Consider the following 213-nt stretch of genomic DNA (forward strand, 5'->3'; position numbering starts at 1 on the left):
TGGTCCTTGCTCACCAGTATCACCTTTAGGACCTTGGATACCCTGTGGTCCTTGCTCACCAGTATCACCTTTAGGACCTTGTGGTCCCTCTGGTCCTTGTGGACCCTGTGGTCCAATTGGTCCTTGCTCACCAGTATCACCTTTAGGACCTTGTGGTCCAATTGGTCCTTGCTCACCAGTATCACCTTTAGGACCTTGGATAACTTCACCAGA

General features: G+C 50.7%; 1 pseudogene. It reads right to left on the reverse strand.

The window, feature by feature from the left end:
- Positions 1 to 213, reverse strand: a pseudogene (locus tag A3729_RS09365) (collagen-like protein); the annotation flags it as partial.

The organism is Oleiphilus sp. HI0043 (genome assembly GCF_001634935.1).